This is a genomic window from Bradyrhizobium sp. B120 (assembly GCF_049075665.1).
Classification (GTDB): Bacteria; Pseudomonadota; Alphaproteobacteria; order Rhizobiales; family Xanthobacteraceae; genus Bradyrhizobium.
On sequence record NZ_CP185242.1, the window covers coordinates 2,315,558 to 2,337,188 of the forward strand.

Here is a 21,631-nt window from a genome sequence, read left to right on the forward strand (position 1 = left end):
CTCGAGGAATATGACGCATGGTTAACCAATCTGCACATATCGGGGGTCCTTGGTGGTTTCCTTGGCGGCTTAGGAATCTGCTTGGCCGGTTGCGAGCGAGCCTGTCTCGGACATCCGAACTGGCTTACTTGAGCCCGCAAGACGTCGATGCGATCGCGCGTGAGCTCAATCTGTCCACGTCCGCTTTTCGAACGATGGCGCAAAGTCCAGGCTCTCCTGAACTCTTGAGCAAGCGCCTCGCACTTGCGGGCTTTTCCGAGAAAGCGCTTGCCGCCCGCCATGGTGACGTATTGCGCGATCTGCAGCGGGTGTGCGGTCTGTGTCAGGCCAAGGCCCGCTGCGCCGCCGCCGTCGAAAGAGAGATGTTTGCAAGTCCCCTGAAAGACTGCCCCAACGAGCAAACCTTGCTCGCGCTCGGTCGCGAGATCGACGGGCTCCCGCAGCGCTTTCGCGACTGATCGCGCTCAATTGTTCCCTCACCGGATATGTGAGCCCCGAGCCATCCCGCTTTCAAAGAAGGCCAACACATGACAAGCCCATCCACTGCCGCGAAATCCACGACGATGGGTGAAGCAGGCCTGATGTCGGTATTCGCTGTTTCTGCCTACGTTTGCTTTTTCGCCGGGGCGATGGGGCACGATTCTGCGTTTACCTTCCACGCATTGCTGGCTTCCGCCGCCAGTCTAGCCGCAGCAGCCGTCATCCTCAATCGCTACTATGAACGACCGGCGCTATTGCCGCCGGCAGAGATCAATGGCCGGCCGAACTACAATCTCGGCCCGATCAAATTCGCCTCGGTGTTGGCGATGTTCTGGGGCATCGCCGGCTTTTCCATCGGTCTTCTCATCGCGTCACAGCTCGCTTGGCCTGCACTGAATTTTGATCTGCCCTGGACGAGCTTCGGCCGGCTCCGCCCGCTGCACACGTCGGCTGTGATCTTTGCGTTCGGCGGAAACGTGCTTATCGCGACTTCGTTCTACGTGGTGCAGAAGACCTGCCGGACCCGCCTCGCTGGCGATCTTGCGCCGTGGTTTGTGGTGGTTGGCTACAACTTTTTCATTCTGATCGCGGGCACCGGTTATCTTTTCGGCGCCACCCAGTCCAAGGAATACGCCGAGCCGGAGTGGTACGCCGATCTCTGGCTCACGATCGTCTGGATCACCTATCTCATTGTGTTTCTGACGACGCTGATGAAAAGGAAGGAGCCGCATATCTTCGTCGCCAACTGGTTCTATCTCGCCTTTATCGTCACCATTGCGGTGCTCCACGTTGGCAACAATCCGGCATTGCCGGTCTCGATATTCGGCTCGAAATCCTACATCGCCTGGGGCGGCGTGCAGGATGCCATGTTTCAGTGGTGGTACGGCCACAATGCGGTAGGCTTCTTCCTGACCGCCGGCTTCCTGGCGATCATGTACTACTTCATTCCGAAGAGAGCCGAACGCCCCGTCTACTCTTATCGCCTCTCGATTATCCACTTCTGGGCGCTGATCTTCCTCTACATCTGGGCTGGACCGCACCATTTACACTACACGGCGCTGCCGGACTGGACCCAGACGCTGGGCATGACGTTCTCGATCATGCTGTGGATGCCCTCATGGGGCGGCATGATCAACGGCCTGATGACGCTCTCGGGTGCGTGGGACAAGCTGCGCACAGACCCGGTGCTCCGTATGCTGGTGGTCTCGGTTGCCTTTTATGGCATGGCGACATTTGAGGGCCCCACGATGGCAATCAAGGTCGTCAATTCGCTCAGTCATTACACCGACTGGACGGTCGGTCACGTGCATTCCGGTGCGCTGGGCTGGGTCGGCTTCGTATCATTCGGCGCGCTCTATTGCCTGATTCCCTGGCTTTGGGATCGCCAGCTGTACAGCCTCAGGCTCGTCAACTGGCACTTCTGGATCGCCACGATCGGGATCGTGCTCTACATCTCCGCGATGTGGGTGTCTGGCATCCTGCAGGGGCTGATGTGGCGCGCCTACACTTCCCTTGGCTTCCTCGAGTACTCATTCATCGAGTCGGTCGAGGCCATGCATCCCTTCTACATCATCCGTGCCGCGGGGGGCGCGATGTTCCTGATCGGCGCGCTGATCATGGCCGCCAATCTCTGGATGACGGTAAACGCAAAGCAAACCGATCAAATCCAGGACGCTGGACGCTCCAACTCGCGGAATAGGTTATCGCATGTCTCTCTGGAATCGACACAAGATCTTTGAGAAAAACTCGATCATCTTGATCGCTGGCATCCTTGTCGTGATAGCGGTCGGCGGCCTGGTCGAGATCACGCCGTTGTTCTACCTCAAGAGCACGATCGAGGCGGTGGACGGCGTGCGGCCGTATACGCCGCTCGAGCTTGCCGGCCGCAACATCTACGTACGTGAGGGGTGCTATCTCTGTCACTCGCAAATGATCCGGCCGTTGCGCGATGAGGTTGAGCGCTACGGCCACTACTCGCTGGCCGCTGAAAGCATGTATGATCACCCGTTTCAATGGGGGTCGAAACGTACCGGCCCGGACCTTGCTCGTGTTGGCGCGAAATATTCCGATGAATGGCACGTCACGCATCTGATCAATCCGCGCGCCATCGTGCCGCAATCGGTGATGCCGGGCTATCCGGCGCTGGCGCACACGGAGGTTGACCTGACTGACATTGTCGCACATCTGCGCACCAATCGGGCGGTCGGCGTCCCCTATACCGAGGACCAGATCAAGAACGCAGTCGCCGACTTGAAGGCGCAGGTCGATCCTGACAGTGCGAACGTCGCGTCGTTCCAGAAGCGCTATCCGAAGGCGGCTGTCCGCAAATTCGACGGCAGGGCCGGAAATCCGACCGAACTCGATGCGCTCATCGCCTATCTGCAGATGCTCGGCACGTTGATCGATTTCAAGCTCTACGATGAAAAAGCCAATCTGCGCTGAAGGAGTCTGTGATGAAAGCCGTCATTTCGATCGAGAACCTGGCGTCAAGCGTCGTCGTGACCCTCTGGACGCCGTTGTTCGTCGGCATCTTCATCGCCATCGTCGTGTATGCGCTGTGGCCCCGTAACAAGAGGCGTTTTGACTCTGCGGCGCGCTTGCCGTTGCGCCGGGATTGACAGATCATGACCGAGCATAACGACATCGATCGCATCTCCGGCCGTCCCACGACGGGGCACGAATGGGATGGTATAAGGGAACTCAACACGCCGCTGCCGCGCTGGTGGATTCTGGCCTTCTACGCCACGATCCTTTGGGCGATAGGCTACTGGGTCGTTTATCCGGCCTGGCCGCTCCTCTCAAACTACACAATCGGCGCGTTGCATTATTCGACCCGCGCCAGCGTCGTTAGCGACCTTGCCGGTCTCGAGAAGCTGCGCGGCGAGAAGATGGCCGTGCTTGGCAAGGCGTCTCTGGCCGAGATCGAGAATGATCCCACCCTGCTGGCAATGGCCCGGGCCCGTGGCAAGACGGTTTTCGCGGACAATTGCGCGCCATGCCATGGGAGCGGCGCCGCGGGTGCCAAGGGCTATCCGAATCTCAACGACGATGACTGGTTGTGGGGCGGATCGCTTGACCAGATCCTAAAGACCATCCAGTTCGGCGCACGTTCCGGGCATGCCGAGGCGCATGAAGGACAAATGCTGGCCTTCGGCCGCGACGGCATCCTCAAGATCGGTGAGATCGTCACGGTAGCGAATTACGTGCGGTCGCTGTCTGGCTTGGCAACGGCAGCCAATTTCGATGCTGCGGCCGGCACAAGGATCTTTGCCGAGAATTGTGCGGTCTGCCACGGCGAGAATGCCAAAGGCAATCAGGCACTCGGTGCGCCGAACCTGACTGACGGAATTTGGCTGTACGGCTCGGACGAGGCTACGCTGGTCGAGACCATCAGCTATGGCCGCGCCGGCGTCATGCCGGCTTGGAGCGGGCGCCTCGATCCCATCACAGTCAAGGCACTCGCCGTCTACGTGCACTCCCTCGGTGGCGGACAATAGGCGAGAAGTGTCGCCAAGCCCACGGCGCCGTCGACGTGGGTCAACGTCATTCGTCCGCGCCAGATGCAAGGTCGGCCATGAAGTCCGTCATGAACAAGACCGTTTCGCAGGATGACCTGCTGATCGAGGAGGATAGACCCCTCTATGTAGCCCATAGGCGGGTCTATCCGCAGAGTGTCCGCGGCACTTTCCGCACGATCAAATGGCGGCTGATGGTGGTGTGTCTGGGCATCTATTATCTGCTGCCGTTCGTGCGTTGGCATCGTGGCTTGGGCGCGCCCGACCAGGCGGTGTTGCTCGATCTGCCGAACCGGCGGTTCTACTTCTTCTTCATCGAGCTCTGGCCGCAAGAGCTCTATTATTTCACCGGGTTGCTCGTGCTTGCTGCCATGGCACTGTTCCTGATGAACGCGCTGGGCGGGCGAATTTGGTGCGGATATCTGTGTCCGCAGACGGCCTGGACCGACCTGTTCTATGCGGTGGAGCGTTGGGTCGAGGGCGACCGTCGCGAGCGGCTGAGGGCCGCTGCACGCCCAATGACAATGGGGCGCGGGGCAAAGCGCGTGCTGAAGCACGCGATCTGGTTGATGATCGCTTGGTGGACGGGTGGCGCGTGGGTGCTGTACTTTGCCGACGCGCAGACATTGGTGCGCGATCTGGCGGCCTTCCAGGCGCCCGCAATCGCCTATATCTGGATTGGCATCCTGACGGCTTCGACCTATCTGCTGGCCGGCTACCTGCGCGAGCAGGTTTGCGTTTATATGTGCCCGTGGCCGCGGATCCAGGCCGCGCTCACCGACGAGTGGGCGCTCAATGTGACCTATAAATACGATCGCGGCGAGCAGCGCTGCTCATTGAAGAAATCATTCAATCTGCGCGAGCGCGGCCAAAGGGTCGGAGACTGCATCGATTGCAATCAATGCGCGGCTGTCTGCCCGACCGGGATCGACATCCGCAATGGCGCCCAGCTCGGTTGCATCCAGTGCGGGCTCTGCATCGACGCCTGCGATGCCGTCATGAAGAAGGTCGGGCGCAAAGCCCGCCTGATCGGTTACGACAACGACATCAATATCCGGCGGCGGATCGACGGCAAGTCGGAGCTCTTCAAACCGGTACGCCCGCGCACGATCGTCTATGCTTCCTTGATCGCGGTCGTCTGCGCGGTGATGCTTTATGCGCTGTTGTCGAGAACGCTGCTCGATCTCAGCGTCCTGCACGATCGCAATCCCGTGGCGGTCAAGCTCAGCGATGGTTCGATTCGCAACGGTTACACCGTGCGCCTGCTCAACAAGCGCGGCTTCGATCGCGTGGTCGCGATCGACATCGATGGGCCGCCTGAGGCGTCCGTCCACGTCGTCGGCGTCGATTCGGTGACGGTGGATCGACCGATGATCGTCTTGGCTCGCGATACCACGACAGAACTACGTGTGCTGGTGACGGCGCCGGTCGACGACAAGTCGGAACGGTCGATGCCGGTGAGGTTTCGGGTCACCGATATTGGCCTCGGCGAGGTCGCTTCCGCAACAGATCATTTCGTCCTCCCCTAACGACCACAGGCGGGACCTCATCATGACCGCATCAGTGCCAGCCGCGCGGCCCATCACCGGACGCTACGTCTTGATCGTCATTCTCGTCTTCTTTGCGGTCGTGATTGGCGCCAATCTGGCAATGATGCGCTTTGCCGTCATGACGCTGCCCGGGACAGAGGTCGACAGCGCCTATAGCGCGAGCCTCGCCTATCAACGTGAGATCATCGCGGCACGGCAGCAGAACGAGCGAAACTGGCTGGTGCAGGTACATATCGACCGGCAGTCCGATGGCCGGGCTGTGCTTGCGATCGAGGCGCGCGACCGCGCAGGCGCGCCTCTCGCCGGAATGGGTTTCGTGGCCCGGCTCGAGCGACCGGTAGACCGTCGAGCCGATCGGACGATTGATGTCTCGGAGGCTCATGCTGGAACCTACCGCGGCAGCGCCGAGGGCGTCGCTGCCGGGCAGTGGGATCTCGTGATCGAGGGCGACGCCGATGGCCGCCGCATGTTTCTATCGAAAAACCGCATCGTCCTGAACTGAGAGTACATGCACATGCAGGAGGACATCGATTTTTCTCACTATCTGAAGAGGACAAGCGCGGGCCTCCTCCAACTCGACCTCGCGGTGGAGGGCATCAGTTGCGCGAACTGCATGAGCAAGATCGAGCGCAATCTGTCGAACATTCCGGACGTGACCGCGGCACGCGTGAACTTCACCGATCACCGGCTGGCGCTCGAATGGAAGGCGGGAGCGCTCGATCCAGCCCTATTTGTCAAGCGGCTCGCCGAATTAGGCTATAGGGCATATCCCTTCCAGCGGAATAATGCGGAGGCGCTGGAGGCGGAGCGGGCGCGGAGCTTGCTGCGGCGGCTGGGCGTTGCCGCGTTTGCCGCGATGAATGTGATGATGCTGTCGATCCCGGTATGGTCCGGCAATGTCTCGGACATGCTGCCGGAGCAGCGCGACTTCTTTCACTGGCTCTCCGCGCTGATCGTACTGCCGGCCGCGGCTTACTCCGCGCAACCGTTCTGCTCTTCCGCTTTTGCCGCGCTGCGGGCGCGCAGAGCCAATATGGACGTGCCGATCAGCATCGGCATCTTGCTGGCGTTGGCGACTTCGCTGATCGAGACTATCGGTCATGCCGAGCACACCTATTTCGATGCGGCGATCATGTTGATCGCCTTCCTGCTCGCAGGCCGCTATCTCGACCAGAACATGAGGCGGCGCACCCGCGCCGTCGCCAGCAACCTTGCCGCACTCAAGGCGGAGACGGCGGCGAAGTTCATAAGCCCGACCGAGATCAGAACCGTTCCGGCGTCAGCGATCAAACCGGGGGATGTCGTGCTGCTGCGGCCCGGCGAATGCTGTACCGTCGACGGCAACGTGATCGAGGGACGTTCCGAGGTCGATCAAAGCCTCATTACCGGCGAGACCTTGCCGGCGATCGCGACGCCTGGCAGCGCGGTGTTCGCCGGCACATTGGTACGATCCGGCACCCTGCGGGTTCGCGCGGCGGCGGCTTCGGGCGATACACTGCTTGCCGAGATTTCCAGGCTGCTTGATCATGCCCTGCAAGCGCGCTCGCGCTATCTGCGCCTCGCTGAGCGCGCGTCGCGCCTCTATGCACCGATCGTTCACGCAACTGCCTTCGTGACGATGCTGGGCTGGCTTGCCTCTGGCGCCACATTCCATGATTCGGTCGTCACGGCGATCGCGGTCCTGATCATCACCTGCCCTTGCGCGCTGGGTCTGGCTATACCGGCGGTGCAGACCGTGGCCTCCGGCGCACTGTTTCGTTCCGGCGTGCTGCTCAATGCCGGGGATGCGATCGAGCGCATTGCCGAGGTGGACCGGGTGATCTTCGACAAAACCGGTACGCTGACGCTGCCTGAGCTCGATGTCGCCAATCTCGCCAGCATTCCCGACGATGTCGTCAAATTGGCGGGCCGGCTGGCGCTGTCGAGCCGCCATCCGGTCGCCGCCGCCGTGGCGCGAGCTGCCGGCGCAAGCGAGCCGCTGGCCGATATCGAAGAGGAGCCGGGGCGAGGCGTCCAAGGTTGCTATGAGGGGGCACCGATCCGGCTTGGCCGCCCCTCGTTCTGCAGTGCTGACATCCTCGCCGACGCGATCCTGTGCCGCGATCCTGAGGCCTCCGTCGTCGCGTTCAGCCACGGTGACGCCAAGCATGTCTTTGCTGTCCGGCAACGGATGCGGCCAGACGCAGCCGAGGTTGTCGCAGGCCTCGCACGCCTTGGCATCATGGTGGAGATCGTTTCCGGGGATCGCGAGCCAGCAGTCCGGCGGGCGGCCGAGACGCTCGGCATTCGTAAGTGGCGCGCCAACGTCTCGCCGGTGGACAAGGTTGCCCGGATCGCAAGTCTGACGAGCCGGGGGTACAAGGTGTTGATGGTCGGCGACGGCTTGAACGACGCGCCCGCGCTCGCTGCGGCCCATGCCTCGATGTCGCCTGTCACTGCGACCCGTATGAGCCAGGCGGTCGCTGATGCGGTCTTCCTCGGTGGGCGTCTCGGGCCGGTGATGACGGCCGTCAGGGGCTCGCGCAGGGCGCTGCTTCTGATGCGGCAGAATCTCTGGCTCGCAGTCGTCTACAACGTCCTGGCCGTGCCCGTCGCGATCGCCGGCCTGGTGACGCCGCTGATTGCCGCCGCGGCGATGTCAGCTTCGTCGGTGCTGGTCATGCTCAATGCGCTGCGGGCGCGAAGGAGGGAGGCAGTCTGATGGAGGTCCTGGTCTATCTTGTTCCGCTCGCCCTTGCGCTCGGCTTCGTCGGCCTGCTCGGCTTCCTGTGGTCGCTCAAGAGTGGCCAGTATGACGATCTCGATGGCGCGGCCTGGCGCGCCATCGCCGATGACGAGTCCAACGTGCCGTCGGCGCCCGTCCAAATAGTGCAAATGGACCAGCGCGATTGTAGAAGCGGTGGTCAACGCTGTGCAGGCGAGTGCTAGCTTGGGTGGCCAGTCGGTCCACCGCCGCGACTGCGGCACACGCGAAACGCATGACCTGCCCCTGAGAATTTCCTCCAGAAGGAGTTAGAGTCCGGCCTGACGAAGGACGGACAGATGAAGCGAGCAAGGTTCACGGAAGAGCAGATCATTGCGGTGTTGAAGGAGCACGAGGCTGGAGCGAAGACGGCTGATCTTGCGCGGAAGCACGGGATCTCTGAAGCGACGTTTTACAATTGGAAGTCCAAATACGGCGGGATGGACGTCTCCGAGGCCAGGCGGCTGAAGGCGCTGGAAGATGAGAACGCCAAACTGAAGAAGCTCTTGGCCGAGCAGATGCTCGATGCGGCAGCGCTCCGGGAGCTGTTGTCAAAAAAATGGTAGGGCCCGTCGCCAAGCGCGCAGGGGTCGCGCACCTGAAAGCCGTCATGGGCCTTTCGGAACGGCGGGCCTGCTTGATCGTCGGTGCGGATCGGAAGGCGGTCCGCTACCGTTCCCGCCGTCGTCCGGACACGGAGCTTCGTGGGCGGCTTCGCGAGCTTGCCAATGAGCGCCGCCGGTTCGGCTACCGTCGGCTGTTCATCCTGCTACGGCGGGAGGGCGAGCCGTCAGGGATCAACCGCATCCACCGGCTTTATCGGGAGGAAGGGCTGGCCGTGCGCAAGCGACGCGCCCGCCGCAAGGCGGTTGGCGTCCGGGTGCCGATCCTTCTGGAAGCGAGGCCGAACGCGCGCTGGTCGCTCGACTTCGTTTATGACCAGTTTGCCAACGGACGACGCTTCCGCGTCCTTAACATCGTCGACGACGTGACCAAGGAGTGTCTGGGCGCAATCCCAGACACCTCGATCTCGGGGCGACGGGTGGCGCGGGAGCTGACGACGATCGTCGCGCGGCGCGGTAAACCGGGCTCGATTGTCTCCGACAACGGCACCGAGTTCACCTGCAATGCGATGCTGGTCTGGTGCAAGGAGACTGGCATCGACTGGCACTTCATTGCGCCAGGCAAACCGATCCAGAATGCCTTTGTGGAGAGCTTCAACGGCCGCATGCGCGATGAATTCTTGAACGAGACGCTGTTCTTCGACCTCGACGATGCCCGATCGAAGGTCGCCGCATGGATCGCCGACTACAATGGGGAGCGACCGCACTCCTCGCTGAAATACCAGACCCCCGCGGCCTACGCCGCCACATTCACCGCAACGGGCGATCGGCTGCGCAACCCCGACCAGCTCCGCCGATCGCCCGTTGCTCCACCCGCGCCACTCGGCGTACAAAACCCCGAGACTCTAACCGCCGCTGGATGAAAGTTCGGTGGCAGGTCACGCAAAGTCAAGGTTGAGCCGGACGATCGGTGAGGGGACTCGATGCATACGACGCCGCGGGCCGAGGCTGGTCAGAGCGACCATAGTGAGAGACCGCCACGACGTCTCACAGGGATTCGATGGCTGATCCCTCCAAGCTTTAACCCAAATCACGAGCCTGCCCGACTTGGAGTTGTTCAGCCAATCACAATTCGCTTGCTCATCTCTTTTCAGAGACATGTTATAAGCTAATGATTAGCTTCGAATAAGCGGGTCTCGATTAGGGGCTCCATTCGCCAATTCATGGCGAAGCCACTCGACACGGCACCCTCACGAAATTTGCGATCCCGCAGCCGCCATTAGTACCAAGCTCTTGTCTTCCAAACACATGACTGAGCTTGCAGGTTGCGCGAGTTCCTATGATTGCCTGTTTTTTGCGGTCGTCGCTCCGAAAAAACTATGTTACAAGCCGCTCCTCTCAAAAGGAGCATTCATTGTGAAAAAAGCAACCAAGAAACGCGTTAAGCGGCGCGAGTGGACCAAGGCAGATATCAAAGATCTCAAGGTCCATTCGAAGGCTCGGACCCCGGTCATAAAAATAGCAAAAATGACCAAGCGTACTGTCGGTGCGCTACGTCAGAAGGCCTTGCATCTCGGAATCGGACTCGGACATCAGCGGTAGCTTACTAGGCAGTGCTGGTAACTGGTACTGTAGGGCGGCTCGCGGGCCGCCCTTTGTTCCCTTTGGTATTGTATAGTAAATTCGTCTTGGGAATTGCGGTAAATGGCCTGCGGATCCGCATCCTGCCTGGCCCTGCGTAGGCTGCTGTTGGAGCGCAGTGATTTCCGATCCCGATAACTCGGTCCACTGTGAGGCAATCAACTACGAGCGCCCAGGCTGATTTCCGGTCGATTTCATCGCCACCATTCTCCTCATGCAAATGCCGCGAACTTAGCATGGTCGGCTCGATATAATGTGGGGCGTCGAATCTCGTGAATTCGGTGAGTCACCCCCGAAGATCATGGTAGGCTAAAGTTTAGGGGATAAGCGGGCGGCGCCGGGCCTGTTGGTTAGCTCGAGCTCCGCAATGATACGGCGCGCTCAGCAGCAATAGAAAAAGCGCTCTGTTAGCTTGATACCTGGCGGCGGAGCGGCTACGCCCTGAACCCATCATCAGCTGCGTGCCTTCGGCGGTGTGAACGGACCACAACCACCTTCGCCCGCGCTGCTTCAAGAAAAAGTCGAAGGCTGGAAGTCTCGACATGGCTAGCCAGCGTCATTTCTGACGGTCGTGCGTTTGGTCCTCAGAACGTCAGAGCGGCTCTCATGGCGGGCCTTCTCCAGACGATGCCTCACTGCTGCCAGCTTGGTAATGAAATCGCTTGACCCGTTAACCCCGAATTCATCAAAAGCGAGCTCTTCGAGTGCTTCCTGTCGTGGCGCCAAAGTTGAGAGATGTTTGCGGGTTTTGGCCGTCAGCGACATCTGCACGACCCGCGCATCGCTTGCGGAAGACTTGCGGCGTAGAAACCCATTTTTCTCTAGCAGCTTTGACTGGGTCGTGACGAAGGAAGAATCGACGTGCATCAACTTTGACACCTCGTTGACGGCGACACCGTTTTTCCGGTCCAAATAGGCCACTGCCATCAGGATCATCCACTGGGGCCCAGTGATGCCAAGCCCATCGGCTCGGAATCTGGCAAGCTCTTCGAGACAGGCGCTGATCGATCTGATCTCCCACACGAACGGCTTGACCATCTCCTGTCCGTCAGGAGAGATACTGCCAAGCGCGCTTGCTGCACCAGGTAAATCCGGCGGCATCGTAGGTCGGGTTCCATCCTTTACCGGCTTCCCTTAGCGCGAATTGGAAGCGGGAACAACGCCGCAAGAGTTGGCAAATCAAATACTTGGTACAGTTCGGACGGAAGTGGAGCTTGCGAATAACGCTGGCGCCGGAGCTGCTCGGGGCGGTATGGCGCTCACTGTCTTGACGGACCAGCGGCGCGGCTCTCAGGCAGCAACTTGCATCGGGATCGAACCCGCCCGCAGGTCGGATCGATACGCCCTGACCAAGTTGAGATGTCCGCCACTTTGGTCTGCTTCCTTGGCCCGCCCGTCGACCGGTCCGCTCCTTTGCCGAATTTCCCTCATGTATGCGGAGCATCAGGCAGGTGCATGTCGCATTTGTCGTTTTCAGTGCCGCAGCAAACGGCATCGTGCCGGCTTGACATAACAACGTCCCGCGCGCCGTGAGCGATTAGCGGACGGGAGGTAACCGAACTCTATCGTCAGGTATTCCGAAACCTGGTGGGATTTTGCGCAGCAGCAAGGCAGGAGCATTGTCCGGCCCATCTCATGCCGGTGAGCCAGTCCACACTGCCCGGCAGGTTTCAGAGAACTGCTGCTCCGCGTCTATGGTGTTGCGGCAGGCCCAAAATCTATTGGCTACCAACCTTGAGGAGAATTTGCGGCCGACGAATCCAATGGAAGCTCCGTTGCAACAGGCGCCGTTGGCGTCACAAGCTGATCGAGCTGCGGGCTTGATGCCATTCGGAATCGCGACGCGGTGGTCGCGATGTTGTGAGGCGAGGTCTGGCGGCTTGAGCAGATCCTCGATTTGTTCTAGGGTGATCTGGATGCTTGCGATCAAAACACGCTGGCTGATTTAGCCAACATCCTTCAGAGCGCAACGAGCCGATCTGCGCACCGATAACGTGGCGCAGGCTGCGGCCGTACCAGTCGTAGAATACGATCGGCTGTCGGGTGTGCATGTCTGCTGCCCAACGGGCACTTGACCTGATGGACGAGCCATGCGCTCTGGCGAGCGCGTTTCCGCCGCGGGAATTTCTCATCTGGGCCGGAGCCGTAGAACGGCGAAGAACAGCGATCCTGCATCGAAAACAACATATGCTGCCAAAACATCTGCGCCGTCTCGAAGCTGAATCGATTGAAATCATGCGTGAGGTGGTCGCCGAGTTCAAAAGGCCGGTCATGCTTTACTCGATCGGAAAGGACTCGAGCGTGATGCTGCACATTGCGATCAAGGCCTTCTATCCCTCAAAGTTGCCTTTCCCCCTGCTTCACGTCGACACGACCTGGAAGTTCCGCGAGATGATCAGCTTCCGGGATGCGACGGCCAAGCGGCTCGGCCTCGACCTGATCGTCCATGTAAACAAGGAGGGCATCGAGCGGGGGATCAATCCGATCGACTCAGGCTCTGCTCTTCATACCCAGGTGATGAAGACCGACGCCCTCAAGCAGGCGCTCGACCTCTACGAATTTGATGCCGCCTTCGGCGGAGCCCGACGTGATGAGGAAAAGAGCCGCGCAAAAGAACGGATACTCTCCTTCCGTTCGGCCAGGCACACATGGGACCCCCGTAACCAGCGGCCGGAGCTCTGGAACCTGTTCAACACACGGATCCGCCAGGGTGAAACCATGCGCGTGTTTGCAATGTCGAATTGGACTGAGCTCGACGTGTGGGAATACATCATGCTCGAGAAGATCCCGGTCGTCCCGCTCTATTTCGCACAGCAAAGACCGATAGTGCGTCGAAATGGCGCGACGATCATGATCGACGACAAGCGATTGCCGCTTAACTCCGGCGAGACGCCGGACATGCGGATGATCCGTTTCCGCACGTTAGGATGTTATCCTTTGAGCGGGGCTATTGAGTCCGGTGCGACGACGATCGAAGACATCGTCGCAGAAATGCAGACCGCGACGGTGTCTGAGCGCCAGGGTCGTTTGATTGATAGCGATGAATCCGCTTCCATGGAGAAGAAGAAGCGGGAAGGCTACTTTTGATGCTTTCCAAGCCGACAACGGAACCTGTCCAGGCCAAGCCAAAAGATCAACTGCGATTCATCACATGCGGCTCAGTGGACGACGGGAAATCCACGCTGATCGGCCGGCTGCTGCACGACAGCAAGATGATCTACAAGGATCAGCTTACGGCGCTGGAACGCGACAGTGTCAAGCACGGTACCACCGGCCGTGAGATCGATTTCGCGCTGCTCGTCGATGGGCTTGAAGCCGAGCGGGAGCAAGGCATCACGATCGATGTGGCCTACCGCTTCTTTGCGACGAAGCGGCGCTCGTTTATGGTGGCCGATACGCCCGGCCACGAGCAGTACACCCGCAACATGGCAACCGGCGCTTCGAACGCCCAGCTCGCCATCATTTTGATCGACGCCCGCAAGGGCGTGCTGGTCCAAACCAAGCGCCACTCGTTCATCTGCTGGCTACTTGGTATTCGCCACCTCGTCTTGGCAGTGAACAAGATCGACCTCGTCAAGTATAACAAAGAGATCTTTGATCGGATCTTCGCTGACTATGCGGCCTTTGCTGCCGGTCTCGGCTTCGCCTCGATCGTTCCGATCCCGATCTCTGCCCGGTATGGCGACAATGTCGTCAATTGTTCCGGCTACACTCAGTGGTATGATGGTCCCTGCCTGCTCGGCCACCTGGAGAGCATCGATATCCGGTCCGACAGCGCGAGCCAGGCTTTCCGCTTTCCGGTGCAGTGGGTGAACCGGCCGAACCTGGATTTCCGGGGGTATGCCGGGTCCGTGGCTTCGGGGAGCATCTCGGTGGGAGACGACATCGTTGTCGCTGCGTCTGGACGGACCGCGCGCATCAGGCGGATCGTGACTCAGGGTGGCGATCTACCCCGCGCTGAGGCCGGTGATGCCATCACGATTACTCTTGACGACGAGATCGATATCGGCCGTGGCGATCTCCTGGCACGTCCGACCGAGCGGCCGGAGCTCGCCGACCAGTTCGCCGCTCATCTGATCTGGATGGACGAGGATCCGCTCGTTGTCGGACGCGGTTACATCCTGCGCATTGGGTCGCAGACCACAGCCGGCAGCATTACCGCAATCAAACATCGGATCGACGTCAACACACGTAAGCATCTGACAGCCACGACGCTTAGCCTCAACGAGATAGGCTTCTGCAACGTCTCGACCGCGCTGCCCGCGGCGTTCGATCCTTACGAGGTCAATCGCAAGACCGGATCATTTATCGTCATCGACCGTCATACCAACCGTACGGTTGCGGCCGGCATGATCGCATGTCCACTGCGGCGGGCTGCCAACATCGCTTGGCAACCCGTTGCAGTGGGAAGGAAGGAGCGGGCCGCTCTCAAGAACCAGAAGCCTTGCATCATCTGGTTCACCGGCCTGTCCGGCGCGGGAAAGTCGACGATTGCCAACATCGTCGATCAAAAGCTGTTTGCCATGTCGCGGCATGCCATGCTGCTGGATGGAGACAACCTCCGGTACGGATTAAACGCCGACCTCGGCTTCTCCGAGGCTGATCGCGTGGAAAACATTCGGCGTGTCGGGGAAGTTGCCAAGTTGATGGCGGACAGCGGCTTGATCGTGATCTGCTCATTCATCTCGCCCTATAGGGCCGAACGAGACATGGTGCGCAGCCTCGTTAGTGAGGAGGAGTTCATTGAAGTCTTTGTCGACACGCCGATCGAAGAATGCGCGCGGCGCGATCCCAAAGGTCTCTATTCAAAGGTGAAGTCCGGTCAGATCAAGAACTTCACCGGCATCGATGCGTCCTACGAAGCACCGATAAGACCCGAAATTCATCTCAGGACCATGGAGCAGACGCCTGAGCAATCCGCGGAAGCCGTGGTCGGTGTCTTGATGGCGCGCGCAATCCTTGGTCGATAGCAGCATCGAACCTGTCACCTCGCGTCGCGCCATCGATTTTGCGGCAGACCCTCACCAGCCTGCTGGCCCGGCCAAGGCGCCTCGGGCTAAGCAGGAACATCGATCGGAATCATCACTCTAAGGGATCAAGATGATCGTACCCACTCGTCGATTGCCCGCTGCTGGTTATGTGCTCGAAGTCGACGGTCAATTCAAAACCGAATTCACGACCAGAGATGGGTGCTTGGGCAGGAGCGGAGGAGCTCAAGAAGCGCCGTCCCTTGCTTCAGGTCAGAGTCTACGACGCTATGACAAAGGCCAGAGAGGAAGTCCGACTTCCAGTTGTTTGAGCTTTCGCTGGCGCGTTTCCTGCGCGTGCGGCTAGCGCCATTCCGAGCTTTCGTGAAACCGAGCTGCTCGGCGTCTCGGCCATCCGGCTTCGATCTGTCGCGCACAATGAGGATGTCCTTCGTTTTCGGGGCCTAGTTCCAGCCGTAGCGGTGCGCAATGCTGACCAGCGACAGATAGGGCCGGGCTCACCGAAGCCGCGGCTCAGCGGCGCTTTGAGATGTCGCAGCACATCTTGTGGGACACTCGCCGCGCATTATTTGCGCAATCGCTGAGAAGGCACTCCGCGTTCCTCCCCGCTGTTACGACCGCCCAAACGATAACGCGCCCAGCCAGATCCGGCCGGTATTGATTGCCTGTGTAGCGGATATAGAGGGACGCAGCACTGGCGCGTATGATTCCGGCGGCTTCGAGCCGCTAGTGCGGCGGGCGAGCGTATCGAGACCGCGCTCTCGCTCCGATCCGCAGCTGCGAAGATGCCAGTCGCTGCGGCGCATTGCGCGAACCATCTTGCTGCGCCGCAGCCATGCTGGCGGTCTGCCGATCGGGGCATGCACTTCCCGGGCTCGGCATCCAGGCAAATGCGCCAACGAGGCGAAGAAACTCAGTCTCCCGGTCGGGAGGTTTGGCAAGGATCGCGCGCGAAGCGAGTGGGGCAGGCCAACCTCACCTGCCTGCGGCATCTCGCAGCAAGAATGTCCAAGATCCTAACGTCGCGCTACGAAAACTCTCAGCCGGTTTGCTACCGATCACGACGCTCAACCGCCGGACTTCGGCTTGTCGCTCCTGATGGAGGTGCGCGTCAGGAAAAATTCACGCGAGAAAAGCTCGGAGAGGGGTTGAAACGCACCTAACGACAGGTTGTACGATCTCGAAATATGCCGCGTCAGGTTCTCCAAGGAGCGACAGTGCCCGAATGTCTCAAGTCTCAAGCTCACGCAGGATGAGTCCCGTTACCAACGACACTCTTAAAGTGCGCCCTGCGCGCAGCTGTATCCGCGCGCGATGGCGCGACATGCACCTTTGTCAGAACCTCGACATTCGCCTGAACGGCACAGCTCACACGTGAGCCGATCGGCCGACCTGCGTGGTTTGCGACGCCGCGTCGCACCGACTGCGAAGGACGCGGTCGCAACGCGAATTCCTAGGAGAGGCAAATGATATCGGTGAGCGGCCTTGCGAACATCACTCTCCATCTATGGCTAGATACGGATGTTGCCGTCGGCCAGAGTTTTCAGTGCGCCGACACGCGAACGCGCCCGGGCTAGTGGCGTTTCTCCCAAAGCCGTTGAATCGAGGACGTCGGCGCTTGCCAGAGGGTCTCCTCGGCCGCGCCATCATGCTCCAGCTCCGTTGAGCAACACAACTTAAGGGGAATTGTGTGACAAGACAGCGCTCTCTTCTGACGCCTGGTCCATTGTCGCTGTCGGCAGCGGTTAGGAACCAGATGCAGCTTGACCTTGCCTCGCGCGATTGCGAGTTCAAGGAGGTGACCGCCCGCATGAGGCGGCTGATGCTCAATCTGCTGGGAAATGCTGAGGACTACTCGGTAGTCCCTATTCAGGGAGGCGGCTCCTTTGCAATGGAAGCCGCTCTGTCTTCATTTGTGTCCCGGGTCGACAAGCCGCTCGTTTGCATCAACGGCATCTATGGCGAGCGCATTCTTAGTATTCTGCGGCTGTGGGGCGTCGAGGCACTGAAGCTTGTCAAGCGAGCCGCCGAGCCCTTGGACCCTCAGGAAGTTGCCGAGCATCTGAGCCGGAATCCTGACGTTACCCATCTGTGCTTCGTGCATTGCGAGACTACGACCGGAATCATCAATCCGCTGGATCCGATCGTAGAGGAGGCGAGGCGACGTGGTGTCAAGACTATCGTCGACGGGATGAGTTCTTTTGGCGCCATTGATATTGACTTGAGCCGGGGTGGAGCGGACGTCCTGGTCACGTCGAGCAACAAGTGCATCGAAGGGCCGCCCGGTGTCGCTTTTGTCATCGCTTCTCGCGAGCTGCTCGAGAATGCGGTGCAGGAACCAAGGTCATTTGTGCTCGACGTGAGAGATCAATGGCTTTCGCTCGAGCGTACAGGCGAGTGGCGGTCGACCCCGCCCACCCACATCGTTCAGGCAGCTACAAAGGCGTTGGAGATTCTGAACGGCGAAGGCATTCATGCCAGGCGCCGCAGGTATGAGAAAGTCAGGGACGATCTCATCAAAGAGCTCGAAGGAGTGGCGTCTCCTCTGCTGCCCGCGGACTTGCAATCGCCGGTCTGTGTCGCGTTCAGTGCGCCATCCGGAATTGCGGATCAGGCAGGGTTCGATGGGTTATATCGTCACTTGGCGGCCCACAACCTTTACGTCTACTCGAAGCTGCACCTTGCGACGCGGAGTTTTCGGGTCGGTTGCATTGGGGAAATCCGATCCAGTTGGATCGAGCAGTTGGGGTGCGCTTTTCGTTCATATTTCCGGTCCGGTCAGGCTTCTTCAGCGGGCCCGATGTCAGCCCAGAAAACTTGCGGGCCCCGCGTAGAGATGTCACCTCCAGTCGCAGGAAACGCGCAGCTCCCATTTGCCGCCGAAACGGCAGTTCTGCACGCGGGCTATCGACACGACCCGGTGACGAAAGCGGTTGCGGTGCCGATCTACCAGAATACGGCTTATGAACTCGATGGCGATCTAAACCACATTGCTGACGTCTACAACGTAAAGGCTGATGGGTTCACCTATACGAGAATCATCAATCCGACGACCCGCGCGCTGGAAAGGAGGTACGCCGCCGTCGATGGGGGGAGTGACTCGCTCGCTGTTGCATCAGGTCAAGCGGCGACGTTCCTTGCCATCGTAAACTTGTCAAGCGGCGAAGTGGGGGACAATGTCGTCGCTTCTCCGTATCTATATGGCAATACCTGGAACCTGCTTCACAACACATTCAAGCGTCTTGGGATCAGCGTTAGGACGGCAGATCCTCGACGGCCCGAGACGTTCGAGCGCGCCATCGATGATCGCACGATATGCCTGTTCGGAGAGGTGATTTCAAATCCTTGTCTGATTCCTCTTCCGGTCAAACAGCTGGCGGAGATCGGCCGGAAGTACGGCGTTCCCTTGGTCGTGGACAATACGACGACGCCAATGTTGTGCCGGCCGTCAGATCTCGGCGCTGCGATCACGACGTACTCCGCAACGAAATATATATGCGGTCATGGCACGACGCTCGGCGGGCTGATCGTTGACAACGGCGAATTTGGCTACCGGGGAGCCTCCCGCTTTCCCTTGTTCAACAGTCCTGACGATGCGCATGGGGGGATCATCTGGCGCAACGCGCTGCGCGATGTCGACGATCTTGGAAAAAGCGAGTTTCTCCTAAAGGCTCGCATGACCTGGTTGCGCGATACCGGCGCGGCCATCTCCCCTTTTGCGAGCTTTCAACTGATCCAAGGACTTGAAACGCTGCCTCTTCGCATGAAGCAGCACTGCGCAAACGCCAGGATCGTGGCCAACGTTCTCAATGAGCATCCAAAAGTGCGCCGTGTCTTCTACCCCGGCCTCTTCGAAGGAGCTGATCGGGAAACCGTCGATCAGACACTCAACGCCGCATACGGACACGGCGCGATGGTCATGTTCGAGGTGGAGGACGAACAAGCCGGACGGAAGTTCATCCAGAGCGTCGACTTGATGTATCACGTTTCGAATGTAGGGGATGCCCGCACACTCGTGACGCATCCTGTTTCAACGACCCACACCACCGTCCCACGGGAAAAGCGCGAGGCCGCCGGCATATTTGGCGGCTCGATCCGACTTTGTGTCGGCATCGAGGATGTCAACGACATCGTCCGCGATCTGGACAAGGCGCTTTCCGCAATCTGACAACCCGTAAGGCTATCAGGAGGAGGTTCTCATGAATCAGGCAGAAGCTTGGCAACTGAGGTCGTCGCGTTATGAGGCCGTTCAGTTCAGCCGCGAGATCAACAAGCAACTCTCGGAGCTGAGGCCCGACAATATAACGGGAGCCGCCTATATTGCCAAAGATTACGCTGTGATCGCCGCTTGCACGCTCGCGACGGTCTACGTCTCATGCTGGCTCTACCCGGTCGCCGTTCTTCTGATCGGCGCCTACCAACGTGGATTGACCACCATCGCGCATGATGCGGCGCACCGCACGCTCGCGAAGAACACGACCTGGAACTACATCCTCGGCATTCTGTTCGCCGCCTATCCCCTGTTCCAGCGCCACTGGGCCTACCGGATCTCTCACGTCTATCTGCATCATCCGTATCTCGGCGATCCTGACAAGGATCCGGACCTGAAGTTCTTCCTGGCCAATGGCGTTTACGACGTCCAGCCTCCGGAACGGTACGCCTTCAACATTATCTGGAAGCCGATATTTGGTGGCGCGACAATGGCCTACCTGAAGTATCTCTGGACCAATCGCTTCTCGGTAACAGATGCCGAGGACCAGAGCCGGTCAAGCATACTTGTCGACAAGTATGGCTTCTATCTTTTCTGGTTCGGCATACTGGCCGGATCATATGCTCTTGGGCTGCTCCACATCGTCATCCTGTTTTGGATCGTGCCCTATCTCACAACGTTTCAGGTTCTCGGTTGGTTTGTCGAGCTCGCCGAACACTCACCTATGTGCGAGACCGAGACGAAGAACGTCTATCTAACCAGGAATCGGAAAGGGAATTTCCTCGAGCGGGCCATCCTTGGGCAAAATCTGGATGAGTACCACCTCGAGCATCACCTGTCGCCAGGTATCCCATTCTGGCTGTTGCGCAAAGCTCAGAAAATCCGGATGCAGGATCCCAATTACGCGAAGGTTGCCGCGAGCTGGGGCGGGCTCTTCGTCAAGGGACCTCAAGGTCAACCTAGCGTTATCGCTCAGTTGAAGGAGCGAAATCGGCGCCTGTATGAGCAGTCTTTGGCCGATGCCCGTGCGGGAGGGCAGGTGGCGTGACATTGCAACGGCCAGACAAAGCTCGAGCCGTGGTCGGCGTCACGTCGAACCGTCTTTTGGTCGATGGTGTGCATCGCGACGGGTTGCGGCGCAAGTACGTACAGGCCCTTTTTCATCACGCCGGGGTTGCGTGCGTCATATTGCCGACGATCGACGCTGAAGATGTGAGGATTGAGGCTGGCCAGGCGATCATGCGCGGGCTGGACGGCCTGGTGTTGACTGGAGACGAATCGAATATCGATCCTGCCGCCTTGAGAGCGCCTGCGTCCTGTACAGGGGCAGACCAGCAAGACGTTGTGGGTGGGATCCGTGACCGCCCACGGGACAGGCTCTCTGCAGTGGTCATTGGCAGGGCCATCGCGCTCGGAATGCCGATCTTGGGCATCTGCCGTGGGCTTCAGGAGCTCAACGTGTATTTCGGCGGCACACTTCGCCGATCGCTCACGGAGTGGAGCCTCGGAAGCGGCCAGATGCATGCCGAGAAACCGGATCGTCCACGAGATCGCCAGTACGATGCCGCGCACAGCGTCAGGATATGTCCCGATGGCGCGCTCTTTCCGATCGCGCGCACAATCGAAGCGCAGGTGAACTCCCTGCACAATCAAGGCATCGACGCGCTTGCCACCGCGCTGAGGCGGGAGGCATGGTCGCCTGACGGTCTGGTCGAAGCAGTTTCGGTCATTGGCGCGCCGACGCTGCAAATCGGCGTGCAGTGGCACCCGGAATGGCACGTCTCAACCGATCTCCTCAGCAGGCAACTGTTCACGGCATTCGGAGAGGCGTGTGTTGCATACTGCCAATCAAAGACAAACTAGAGGCGGATCTTGACATTTCAATCCAAACGCGGTCCGCCCAGATCGAAGGCAGAGGCCCTCGAAACTGACGCACGAGCA

The 21,631-nt window shown here is 59.7% G+C and carries 16 protein-coding genes; 15 read left to right on the forward strand and 1 reads right to left on the reverse strand.

Features of this window, described 5'->3' with window-relative positions:
- Positions 1-128: 128 nt before the first annotated feature.
- From ACOIX3_RS10770 to ACOIX3_RS10815, 10 genes are all read left to right on the forward strand, one after another.
- On the forward strand, positions 129-458 hold the full coding sequence (locus ACOIX3_RS10770) for a hypothetical protein (protein ID WP_420969750.1): 330 nt from the start codon (positions 129-131) through the stop codon (positions 456-458).
- Positions 459-527: 69 nt separating this feature from the next.
- A complete protein-coding gene (ccoN, locus tag ACOIX3_RS10775; protein WP_420969751.1) occupies positions 528-2,219 on the forward strand; it encodes a cytochrome-c oxidase, cbb3-type subunit I in 1,692 nt (563 codons plus the stop codon).
- Positions 2,188-2,922 (forward strand): cytochrome-c oxidase, cbb3-type subunit II, encoded by a 735-nt coding sequence (gene ccoO, locus ACOIX3_RS10780; protein ID WP_420969752.1) that lies wholly within the window; start codon positions 2,188-2,190, stop codon positions 2,920-2,922. Before ccoN ends, ccoO begins: the two co-directional genes overlap by 32 nt.
- Before the next feature lie 11 nt (positions 2,923-2,933).
- On the forward strand, positions 2,934-3,098 hold the full coding sequence (locus ACOIX3_RS10785; protein WP_420969753.1) for a cbb3-type cytochrome c oxidase subunit 3: 165 nt from the start codon (positions 2,934-2,936) through the stop codon (positions 3,096-3,098).
- Between the two features lie 6 nt (positions 3,099-3,104).
- Complete coding sequence (gene ccoP / locus ACOIX3_RS10790) at positions 3,105-3,977, forward strand: cytochrome-c oxidase, cbb3-type subunit III (protein WP_420969754.1); 873 nt, start codon at positions 3,105-3,107, stop codon at positions 3,975-3,977.
- Between the two features lie 89 nt (positions 3,978-4,066).
- A complete protein-coding gene (gene ccoG, locus ACOIX3_RS10795) occupies positions 4,067-5,524 on the forward strand; it encodes a cytochrome c oxidase accessory protein CcoG (RefSeq protein WP_420971709.1) in 1,458 nt (485 codons plus the stop codon).
- 22 nt (positions 5,525-5,546) lie between these two features.
- Positions 5,547-6,047, forward strand: a complete 501-nt coding sequence (locus ACOIX3_RS10800) for a FixH family protein (RefSeq protein ID WP_420969755.1) — start codon at positions 5,547-5,549, stop codon at positions 6,045-6,047.
- A 12-nt stretch (positions 6,048-6,059) separates the two neighbouring features.
- The gene (locus ACOIX3_RS10805) at positions 6,060-8,246 is read left to right on the forward strand and encodes a heavy metal translocating P-type ATPase (protein WP_420969756.1); all 2,187 of its coding nucleotides are present in this window, start codon (positions 6,060-6,062) and stop codon (positions 8,244-8,246) included.
- Complete coding sequence (gene ccoS / locus ACOIX3_RS10810; protein WP_420969757.1) at positions 8,246-8,473, forward strand: cbb3-type cytochrome oxidase assembly protein CcoS; 228 nt, start codon at positions 8,246-8,248, stop codon at positions 8,471-8,473. The genes ACOIX3_RS10805 and ccoS overlap by 1 nt, the downstream gene beginning before the upstream one ends.
- Before the next feature lie 114 nt (positions 8,474-8,587).
- A protein-coding gene (locus ACOIX3_RS10815; protein ID WP_420969330.1) for an IS3 family transposase occupies positions 8,588-9,774 on the forward strand; the annotation gives its coding sequence in 2 pieces (ribosomal slippage) (positions 8,588-8,840 and positions 8,840-9,774; 1,188 coding nt in all).
- Between the two features lie 1,264 nt (positions 9,775-11,038).
- On the opposite strand, the gene ACOIX3_RS10820 is transcribed toward ACOIX3_RS10815, so the two are convergent.
- Positions 11,039-11,530 carry a MarR family winged helix-turn-helix transcriptional regulator gene (locus ACOIX3_RS10820; protein WP_420969758.1) on the reverse strand — a complete coding sequence of 164 codons (492 nt, stop codon included), beginning with the start codon at positions 11,528-11,530 and terminating at the stop codon, positions 11,039-11,041.
- 1,149 nt (positions 11,531-12,679) lie between these two features.
- On the opposite strand from ACOIX3_RS10820, the gene cysD reads away from it, so the two are divergent.
- From cysD to ACOIX3_RS10845, 5 genes are all read left to right on the forward strand, one after another.
- Positions 12,680-13,579: a sulfate adenylyltransferase subunit CysD gene (cysD, locus tag ACOIX3_RS10825; protein ID WP_420971710.1), complete on the forward strand. Its 900-nt coding sequence runs from the start codon at positions 12,680-12,682 to the stop codon at positions 13,577-13,579.
- Positions 13,579-15,462: a sulfate adenylyltransferase subunit CysN gene (gene cysN, locus ACOIX3_RS10830; RefSeq protein ID WP_420969760.1), complete on the forward strand. Its 1,884-nt coding sequence runs from the start codon at positions 13,579-13,581 to the stop codon at positions 15,460-15,462. The genes cysD and cysN overlap by 1 nt, the downstream gene beginning before the upstream one ends.
- A gap of 1,774 nt (positions 15,463-17,236) precedes the next feature.
- On the forward strand, positions 17,237-19,648 hold the full coding sequence (locus tag ACOIX3_RS10835) for a 2-aminoethylphosphonate--pyruvate transaminase (protein WP_420969761.1): 2,412 nt from the start codon (positions 17,237-17,239) through the stop codon (positions 19,646-19,648).
- 31 nt (positions 19,649-19,679) lie between these two features.
- Complete coding sequence (gene rtxC / locus ACOIX3_RS10840; RefSeq protein ID WP_420969762.1) at positions 19,680-20,738, forward strand: dhydrorhizobitoxine desaturase; 1,059 nt, start codon at positions 19,680-19,682, stop codon at positions 20,736-20,738.
- Positions 20,735-21,553 carry a gamma-glutamyl-gamma-aminobutyrate hydrolase family protein gene (locus ACOIX3_RS10845; RefSeq protein ID WP_420969764.1) on the forward strand — a complete coding sequence of 273 codons (819 nt, stop codon included), beginning with the start codon at positions 20,735-20,737 and terminating at the stop codon, positions 21,551-21,553. Before rtxC ends, ACOIX3_RS10845 begins: the two co-directional genes overlap by 4 nt.
- The last annotated feature ends 78 nt before the right edge of the window (positions 21,554-21,631 follow it).

Coding starts and splice junctions, on each gene's coding strand:
- ACOIX3_RS10800 (WP_420969755.1), top strand. CDS start 5,547: ATGACCGCATCAGTGCCAGCCGCGCGGCCCATCACCGGACGCTACGTC.
- ACOIX3_RS10805 (WP_420969756.1), top strand. CDS start 6,060: ATGCAGGAGGACATCGATTTTTCTCACTATCTGAAGAGGACAAGCGCG.
- ACOIX3_RS10785 (WP_420969753.1), top strand. CDS start 2,934: ATGAAAGCCGTCATTTCGATCGAGAACCTGGCGTCAAGCGTCGTCGTG.
- ccoO (WP_420969752.1), top strand. CDS start 2,188: ATGTCTCTCTGGAATCGACACAAGATCTTTGAGAAAAACTCGATCATC.
- ccoN (WP_420969751.1), top strand. CDS start 528: ATGACAAGCCCATCCACTGCCGCGAAATCCACGACGATGGGTGAAGCA.
- ACOIX3_RS10820 (WP_420969758.1), bottom strand. CDS start 11,530: ATGGTCAAGCCGTTCGTGTGGGAGATCAGATCGATCAGCGCCTGTCTC.
- cysD (WP_420971710.1), top strand. CDS start 12,680: ATGCTGCCAAAACATCTGCGCCGTCTCGAAGCTGAATCGATTGAAATC.
- rtxC (WP_420969762.1), top strand. CDS start 19,680: ATGAATCAGGCAGAAGCTTGGCAACTGAGGTCGTCGCGTTATGAGGCC.
- cysN (WP_420969760.1), top strand. CDS start 13,579: ATGCTTTCCAAGCCGACAACGGAACCTGTCCAGGCCAAGCCAAAAGAT.
- ccoS (WP_420969757.1), top strand. CDS start 8,246: ATGGAGGTCCTGGTCTATCTTGTTCCGCTCGCCCTTGCGCTCGGCTTC.
- ACOIX3_RS10835 (WP_420969761.1), top strand. CDS start 17,237: ATGCAGCTTGACCTTGCCTCGCGCGATTGCGAGTTCAAGGAGGTGACC.
- ccoP (WP_420969754.1), top strand. CDS start 3,105: ATGACCGAGCATAACGACATCGATCGCATCTCCGGCCGTCCCACGACG.
- ccoG (WP_420971709.1), top strand. CDS start 4,067: ATGAACAAGACCGTTTCGCAGGATGACCTGCTGATCGAGGAGGATAGA.